We start from the raw sequence: 7,382 nt of genomic DNA on the forward strand, positions 1-7,382 counted from the left end.
TCGTAACCGCACCTCTCAGCCACAATCGTAATAGGTGTATCGGTATTTAGGATGAGACCAAGAGCAGCTTGCATACGAAGGTCGGTAATATAGGTGTTAGGCGTGCAGCCAAGATGTTCCTTAAATAAGACTTTGAACTGACTTTCACTGAGACAAGCAATCTTAGCAAGCGATTTCACTGTATGATTGGTGGCTATATTAGTTTGTAAAATATGAACGACCGTAGTTAAACGAGTATCCAATCGCTTACTCATTTTAATGGTTCCAAGAAGCTCTTTTAATAACTCAAACATCATCACTTCTATTTTTTGGTTGTGAGCAGAGATCAATTGCTTTTCAATGAAAGATATATACAACAACGTTTTTTCGTCCATTGCAAAATGAATCTCGTCTAGTGACAGTTGTAAAAAATCTATGTTTTCTATATTTGCTACTAAAAATCGAAAGTCTTCTCTTGCCTGAAATTGATGATAAACACCTTTCCTTATGACTAAAGCCTCTCCATAAGAAACATTAATAGCCTGATCACCAATTATCATACTAATGTCGCCCATCAATGGCATGAGAATTTGATGGTAATCGTGAGTATGTCCATTCATTTGACTGTCATACGTTCTGATAAATAGATTATTTATTAAATCAGTATCTTTCATGAGGTCTATTCACTGCTTGGAATATTTTTAGGTAACAGAGCTTTAGGAGAGTTCAGCAAAAAAATTAGCGATTAATAAATTGACGCCTTTCTATTATCAGTATGATTAAAGTATACCCCAAGGGAACCAGCTATTTTGCCCTTCAAACCTATTAACAGACCACTTATAACAGACTGTATTTGCGGAACTACTCATAACAGACCATTAGCCTTAATACTCTAAGTAATCTTTAATTGGACGCTTCTTGAACTGAGAAGGGTCTTTTTTTAGACGGTTAGTCATTTCAAACTCCCATTCAGTAGCATTTTGTCCAGCTGGGCTAGTAGAGCTGACCAAATGATTATAATCAGCGATAAAGCTAGGGTTCCGAGCGATACGCCCTAGTTGCTTGTCATTTAGCCCTTCAATAGTAGATCTGTCGCTGTTATCACTTTCAATATTAGCAGTAGTTTTTTCTTCGTTTTTCTTCATTTTAAACTTGAATGTAAAGCCAGTGACAGCCCTACCAGATTTATGCTGCTCATATGTGGCTGTCACATCGGTGAAGTCGTTTATCTGACTAATCGCAAGGTCTAACACTCGAGCTTTGAAGTTACACATTTTCTTATACTGTTCAGGCTCAACGCCTAGTTTTGTACGGAATTCAGCAAGTGGTATTTTGTTTGTTTTGCCAACTGATTTCCATTGCATCATTAACTCATAAAGCCTGATTGCATATTCGCTTTGCAACTCGCTAACCTGCTTTAAATCATATTCAGTATATTGCTCGCTAAGTCTTGTTATTAGTGGAATAACGGCATCAGTGAACTGTAATTCAATCATACCAGCCGTTTCTATGTAGCTTACTGCTTGCGCCCACCTAACGACACGATGCGCTGGCTTCCCTGTCTTTTCGTGAATATAATCATACCCAAAATAAGACTCAAACAAGCCATTAGCAGCACTTTTCAAAGCTTTGTATGCTGAATGTTTTTCCACTTTAAATTGTTCTTGATAACTGCTTGCATGAATTTGTAGCACACCTCTAGCATCAATCATTCGTTCTTGCGCTCGAGCTTCAACAATAGCCAAAAAGATAACTCGCTGCTCAGGTATGCCAAGTGAATAACTCGCATTTATTAATTTATTATCTTTGGTAATTAGCTTACTCATCATTTCTGCTCATTAAGGGACGCCATAAACATTATAAACATATTAAACTACAACTTTCAATCAATGTAGTCGAATAGTCGCTAAACGTAGTCGAATGGGTCGCTAAACGTAGTCGAATGGGTCGCTAAACGTAGTCGAATGGGTCGCTAAACGTAGTCGAATGGAGTCTAAGAGCTATGAATGGCAAGCCCTGTAGCGGACGTAAAAGCTTTTAAAAGCATTAAAAGCATTAAAAACCTTTTTTCTTTTTTATTAACTAAAAAGATAAAGGCTTTGATCTATCTAAATTTACAGTACTGTTCATTATCCGAACCTAAAAAACAGGATTGCTTTTTAACTTTTGCATAGTAACCATCTTTACCTTTAATCACATTATGAGCCACTTTAGCTGCTGCTAAACGGTTGTACTCAGCTTGACGATCAGCTATTTCAGCTTTACTAGGTACAATAAGCCAAACAGAAAATAACGTCAGGGCAAATATACAAGCACAGATACCACCTATTAGAGCAGCAGCCTTCCAGCTCAGTGATTTAGCAAACTCCTCTGATAACTCCTTTGTATACTTTTCTGCCCCTTTCTTTGCTTGAGTTCTAACACTGTTTAAAACAATGTTTGCGTCATTAGCTAAGCTCTTGTTTTGTTCTTCAAAGTTCTCAGAAAAAAGCTTTAAGCTGCTAAAGTTAGTATCAAACGTTCCTTTCATCTCAGTTGATAATTTAGACAGCTGGGTTATCTGTGTCTTCGCTATACCTATTGTACTTTCTAGCTGAATATTTGCTTGCTCAACGTGACCACCAACGCCTTGGGTTAGCCGGTTAGAGTAGTAATTGAGAAGATCAGCAACCTCTAAGCGAACCTCTTTAGCTGTACCGGCAACAAGCGCTGATTTTATTTTATTTTCTCGTTCCTGATAGTCCTTGAGCTGTGCAGTTAGTTCGTTAACAAGCTTGGCGGTAGCTGTGTCTCTTGCTGCCATCGCTTGATACTGTTCTTCTCTTTGAGTGAGCAATTCGGTGTTATGCTCGGTAAGCGTTGCAATAGCGGTAAGCAAGTCTTCAAGGTTGGGTATCTCTGACATTTTTTTATCTTCCTAATCCATAGCTGCGGCTGCGGTTAATCTCGTTACTGTAGTCTGAAATGGCTTTTTGTGCGCTCTCTAGGGCTTTTTCCTGCGATTTATCGATGCTTTGCCCGTGATTGTCTGCAAATTCAGTTAAAACGTCTTGTAGAGCTGCTGTGTGCGTTTTACGATCACTGGTATAGTGTAGATTTTTAATCTCACTCAAAGCTTGCGTTGATTTGTCGTTCACTAAGTCCGTTAACGCAGTACGCTCATTTAGCGCAAGCTCGCGCTGTCTCTGTGTGGTATCTGGGTTATCCATATACTGATTGAGGCTGTGTGTGATCTCATTAGCGACTGAAATCGATAAAATGGGTTTGCCTACCTTGCTGTCTGGATCAATCCCTTTCTGCGTATGCTGTTCTAACTGTGCCATTACAGCGGCATACAGCGCTTTTTTATCTACCATGAACTGCTGACTTTCGCGCTCCAGCTGCTCGGCTATCGCTTGCTGCTGCCTTGCTCTGTCGGCTCGTGCCTGTTCAATGCGCTCACGCTCGGCTTGTTCACGTTTTTGTTGTTCAGCAAGCTCATGCTGCCTTTGCTGCTCCAGCGCCAACTCTTTTTGTTTCTGTTCGTCGGCTTTTCGAGTGGCAACCCCTTTCGCCATTGCCATGGCTTTTGCTACCGCATCGAGCGTGGGTGCTTTAGGCTTTGGCGCAGATGTTGGTTCAGGCTTTTTGATGGGTTCATCTGCTACGGTTGTCCTGCTTGGTAGCGATGTGGTGTGTTCAATATCTTTGATTTTATGACCGTTTAAGATGATGGCATCAGCGGCATCATTCACGATCTGATTTTTGGTAAGCTCTACGCCCCATACCAGCTCGTTACGCTCGTTAATTATTTCGTTGATGGTGCCGAGCTGTGTTGCTGGCGTTTTATCAATCTCGTAATGCTTGCCTTCTTCTTTGGCTTGTTCAGCTTTTCTTAGCTCTCGCTCGTATTTGTCACGTTCCAGCTTGGTAGCGACTGATCCCATTTTGAGTTGTGGCTCAATATCAATCCCTTGCGCGGCATAGCTGCGACTGTCAATTAAGTTGAGGTTATGCTCGGCCAGTTTTTCGTTGGCTATCTGCTCCCATATTTGGCGAACGTCTTTAATCTCATGGCTGACTCGCGCCATGCCAAGCGAACGCCGCTTATTATCTGACAGCTCAATACTGGCTTTGTCGGTTAGTATGATCTCGTTACTGTCGTCAAGCTCTGCGGTGCGCGTGGTGAATAGGATATGAGCGTGGAAGTTTCGAGGGTCTGCGCCCCGATCGATCTCTTTTTGAGTTGGCTCATGAATGGCGCAATCGGCAATGGTGCCGTAACGGTCTGCTAAGGTCTGGGCGAAGGTATGTGCTAGCTCTTTTCGGTCTTGCTCGCTTAATTCATGGGGTAGATTAACCAGCCATTCGCGAGCCACACGCGCATCGACTCGCTTCTCGGCATCCTCTGCTTTGTTCCATAACTCACTGCGTGAAATTTCAGCGTTGGCGGCTGCCAATGCTGTCGGCAAAATAATATCGGCGCTCATCACCCCCTGCTTTTTTGAGTAATCATGGGTCTTACCATATCGCTTATCTTCCAATTCACAACCAGCACGATAGCTCGCAGAAGCAACCGCACTTTGTCCGCTGCCTCGTGATATTGATTTGGTCGATGCGATGAAAATAGCCATTTCTAAATACTCATACCTTTGTTTTTTAGCACTACGTCTTTTCGTAGTGTGGGGGGTGTGGGGGCTTGCCCCTGCCGATGTTTTGATTTTAGAAATATGTGACCGTCAGGGATAAACATTTGTAAAGTCGAAAACTCGCACTTAGTCAGTGGGACTCAACCATCCGTTAATTAACTATATCATAAACTGTTGTTAGGTATTGGCGAAGTTGCTATGATTGGAAGAGCTATATTTTTGATAATTTAAGGAGGGGTTATGAGCTTACTAGGTGGTAATGATTTAAAGGAACAGCAGAAGATTAATGAGCTTGAGCTTAAAATAAATAGAGAGAAGCAGAAGCTAGATAAAAAGCTAACAAGGCAGAAAATACTACTGGGTGCTTTTTTTGTGGACGCTTTAGAGAATAATTCTGTACAAGGCTTAAAAGAATATACGGCTGATAACCTGTTGGATTTTTTGAGCAGACAGGGCGATAAGGATTTAATGACAGATTTGGTAAAGGGGCTTGGTGGTACGGTCGAGACTAAGAGTGACAATAAGAATGATTTAGAGTTGAATGCTAGTTTAGATGAGCACTTGTAAATAAAATATGTCCATTAAAAATAAAAAAGGCATTAGTTAAATGATTGATTATTCTTTATTATTCACCTATTTTTCAGCTGTTTTACTGTTTTTAGGTACTCCAGGACCTGTGACTGTACTTGTAGTGAGTGCAAGCGTAAAAGGTGGGTTCAGGGCTGGATTAGCAACAGTCGCAGGTACTAATGCTGCATCACTAATTTTGATAGCGATATCATTTATTATCCTTCAAGGAGTGTTTTCAGTTAGCGAGACAGCTATGCTGTGGTTATCCTTTTTAGGGGCATTCTATCTTATATATTTTTCTATAAATATAGTAAAAGATAAAATTGATATTAATCAGACTGTAAAAGAAAGCTCAGTTCTTGTTACGAAAAACCATTTCAAAGATGGTTTTCTTATAGGTATCTCTAACCCTAAGGATGTTATTTTCTTTATTGCTTTCTTCCCTTTATTCTTAAAGGTTTCAAGCGATATATATTCCTCTATGCTAATTCTGACCTTGGTATGGATAGCGCTAGACTATAGTATCTTATCTATTTATTCTTTTATATTCTCAAAGGTTAGCAATAACAAAATCGCAAATACAATTAGTAAGTCTTCAGGACTTATTCTATTGTTTATTGCTATTTATATATTGTGGGAAACTAGTAGAAGGCTGTTTTTATAAGAAGAGCTAGCACACCTATTCCCAAGCCATCGAATCTGATTTAATTATATCTGCGGTGAACCAATCAGGTGCTTTCACTGGTTAGGCTCCCTAGTGAGAACTAGAACGTCTAGATATAAGCTACTGGCATCAACGTTTTGAGTTGTTGAGACAGTGCTAGTGTACTTCACTGTGTACATGAGGTGATCTTTTTAAGAATAGATTTAGTTGTTTATAATTTAATATTCGATACTACTCTGACTCACAACCATTTGTTATCTCAAGGGGATTTTTGAGTCTGATAAACAAACAAACTTGCACAGACCAATAGGACGCCAAAAATAGTCAAACTACTTAAAGTAGTGTCAAAAATCAGACTCTCCAAGATCATTGTCAGTAAAGGCAATAAAAAGAATAACGTGCTTACTTTATCTGCGGAGCTATATTTGAGCATAAGCATTAATAGCAAATAAGCACCTACAGAAACGACTGCACCCATCCATACCAATGACAGCAAAGAGTAAGCATTGACCTCAAAAGACAATCCTTGATAAACAATCACAGCCGAGAATATCAAGAATGAAAAAATAGTCTGGATCAATAGGGTTAAAATAGGCGGCGTTTCAACCTTAGCTTGAGCGATAGTACCAAACGTGATGGATAGCAACGCCAGTACAGAAAGGACTATACCTGATACATTGATTTTATCGACGCTATGATAGCCTAATGTAGACAATACCAAGCCTGAAAAACAAATCACTAATAGTATGACGTTTTTAACGCTAACCGTGTTTCCACTTAATAGTGACGTTATAATCGGCTGTATGCCAAGTACAAGTATAATGATGCCAAGGGATAGCCCTGTGTTAATAGCTGAAAAATAAAAGGTTAAATAGAAGACTTGCAGCAATAGACCTGAAAATATAATGCCTTTGAGCTGATCTTTATTAATCTCAGTGATAGCTGTTTTTTTATGGGTAGATTTTAGATATATGGCTAGAAGTAGTGATAAAGCGATTGCTGATCTTAAAAATAAAAAGCTCCAAGAGTCGGTATATTGCAAACCAACTTTTGCAAAGATGGCACCGCCACTCCATATAGCCAAAAATCCTATAGGTGTAGCAAAATTCACAATATCTTGCTTTGACTGGGTGTGAATATTCAATGGCATTTCCTTACCTAGCGTACATTCATATTATGTGACTATGGTAATGAAATTGATGCTCAAAGTTTTGTCGGAATAGATTGAAATATGTGCTGATCAGCTGATTATTGGCTGCTTCATATTTTGATTATTACAGCGAAGTTTATGTGGGGTCTGATGGTAAAAGCTAGAAAAACGACGTATAAAGGCAGACACATTATCGTAACCGCACCTCTCAGCCACAATCGTAATAGGTGTATCGGTATTTAGGATGAGACCAAGAGCAGCTTGCATACGAAGGTCGGTAATATTGGTGTTAGGCGTGCAGCCAAGATGTTCCTTAAATAAGACTTTGAACTGACTTTCACTGAGACAAGCAATCTTAGCAAGCGATTTCACTGTATGATTGGTGGCTATA

The 7,382-nt window shown here is 39.8% G+C and carries 8 protein-coding genes; 2 read left to right on the plus strand and 6 right to left on the minus strand.

Features of this window, described 5'->3' with window-relative positions; translation table 11 throughout:
• The 4 genes from L2737_RS21865 to L2737_RS21880 form a co-directional block, all read right to left on the minus strand.
• Nucleotides 1-653, minus strand: a 653-nt coding sequence (locus L2737_RS21865; protein ID WP_248957091.1) for an AraC family transcriptional regulator, incomplete at its 3' end; no start/stop codon positions are given.
• Nucleotides 654-863: 210 nt separating this feature from the next.
• A complete protein-coding gene (repM, locus tag L2737_RS21870) occupies nt 864-1,808 on the minus strand; it encodes a replication initiation protein RepM (protein WP_087816257.1) in 945 nt (314 codons plus the stop codon).
• Between the two features lie 275 nt (nt 1,809-2,083).
• Nucleotides 2,084-2,884 (minus strand): hypothetical protein, encoded by an 801-nt coding sequence (locus L2737_RS21875; RefSeq protein WP_248957092.1) that lies wholly within the window; start codon nt 2,882-2,884, stop codon nt 2,084-2,086.
• Nucleotides 2,885-2,888: 4 nt separating this feature from the next.
• Entirely contained in the window at nt 2,889-4,592 is a 1,704-nt protein-coding gene (locus L2737_RS21880; RefSeq protein WP_248957093.1) for a MobA/MobL family protein, read from the minus strand.
• Between the two features lie 255 nt (nt 4,593-4,847).
• Between L2737_RS21880 and L2737_RS21885 the strand changes: the two genes are divergently transcribed.
• Both L2737_RS21885 and L2737_RS21890 read left to right on the plus strand, forming a co-directional pair.
• Nucleotides 4,848-5,174: a hypothetical protein gene (locus tag L2737_RS21885; protein ID WP_248957094.1), complete on the plus strand. Its 327-nt coding sequence runs from the start codon at nt 4,848-4,850 to the stop codon at nt 5,172-5,174.
• Nucleotides 5,175-5,214: 40 nt separating this feature from the next.
• On the plus strand, nt 5,215-5,841 hold the full coding sequence (locus L2737_RS21890) for a LysE family translocator (protein ID WP_201530390.1): 627 nt from the start codon (nt 5,215-5,217) through the stop codon (nt 5,839-5,841).
• 259 nt (nt 5,842-6,100) lie between these two features.
• Here L2737_RS21890 and L2737_RS21895 read toward each other — a convergent pair whose 3' ends face one another.
• Both L2737_RS21895 and L2737_RS21900 read right to left on the minus strand, forming a co-directional pair.
• Nucleotides 6,101-6,985 (minus strand): DMT family transporter, encoded by an 885-nt coding sequence (locus tag L2737_RS21895; protein ID WP_248957095.1) that lies wholly within the window; start codon nt 6,983-6,985, stop codon nt 6,101-6,103.
• A 96-nt stretch (nt 6,986-7,081) separates the two neighbouring features.
• The coding region (locus tag L2737_RS21900) for a helix-turn-helix transcriptional regulator (protein ID WP_248957096.1) at nt 7,082-7,382 on the minus strand (301 nt) is incomplete at its 5' end.

It is taken from the genome of Shewanella electrodiphila (assembly GCF_023283985.1).
In the GTDB taxonomy this organism is placed as follows: domain Bacteria; phylum Pseudomonadota; class Gammaproteobacteria; order Enterobacterales; family Shewanellaceae; genus Shewanella; species Shewanella electrodiphila.

Bases quoted from the DNA above. Each gene is read 5' to 3' on its own strand.
- L2737_RS21890 (WP_201530390.1), top strand. From the start codon at position 5,215: ATGATTGATTATTCTTTATTATTCACCTATTTTTCAGCTGTTTTACTG.
- L2737_RS21880 (WP_248957093.1), bottom strand. From the start codon at position 4,592: ATGGCTATTTTCATCGCATCGACCAAATCAATATCACGAGGCAGCGGA.
- repM (WP_087816257.1), bottom strand. From the start codon at position 1,808: ATGATGAGTAAGCTAATTACCAAAGATAATAAATTAATAAATGCGAGT.
- L2737_RS21885 (WP_248957094.1), top strand. From the start codon at position 4,848: ATGAGCTTACTAGGTGGTAATGATTTAAAGGAACAGCAGAAGATTAAT.
- L2737_RS21875 (WP_248957092.1), bottom strand. From the start codon at position 2,884: ATGTCAGAGATACCCAACCTTGAAGACTTGCTTACCGCTATTGCAACG.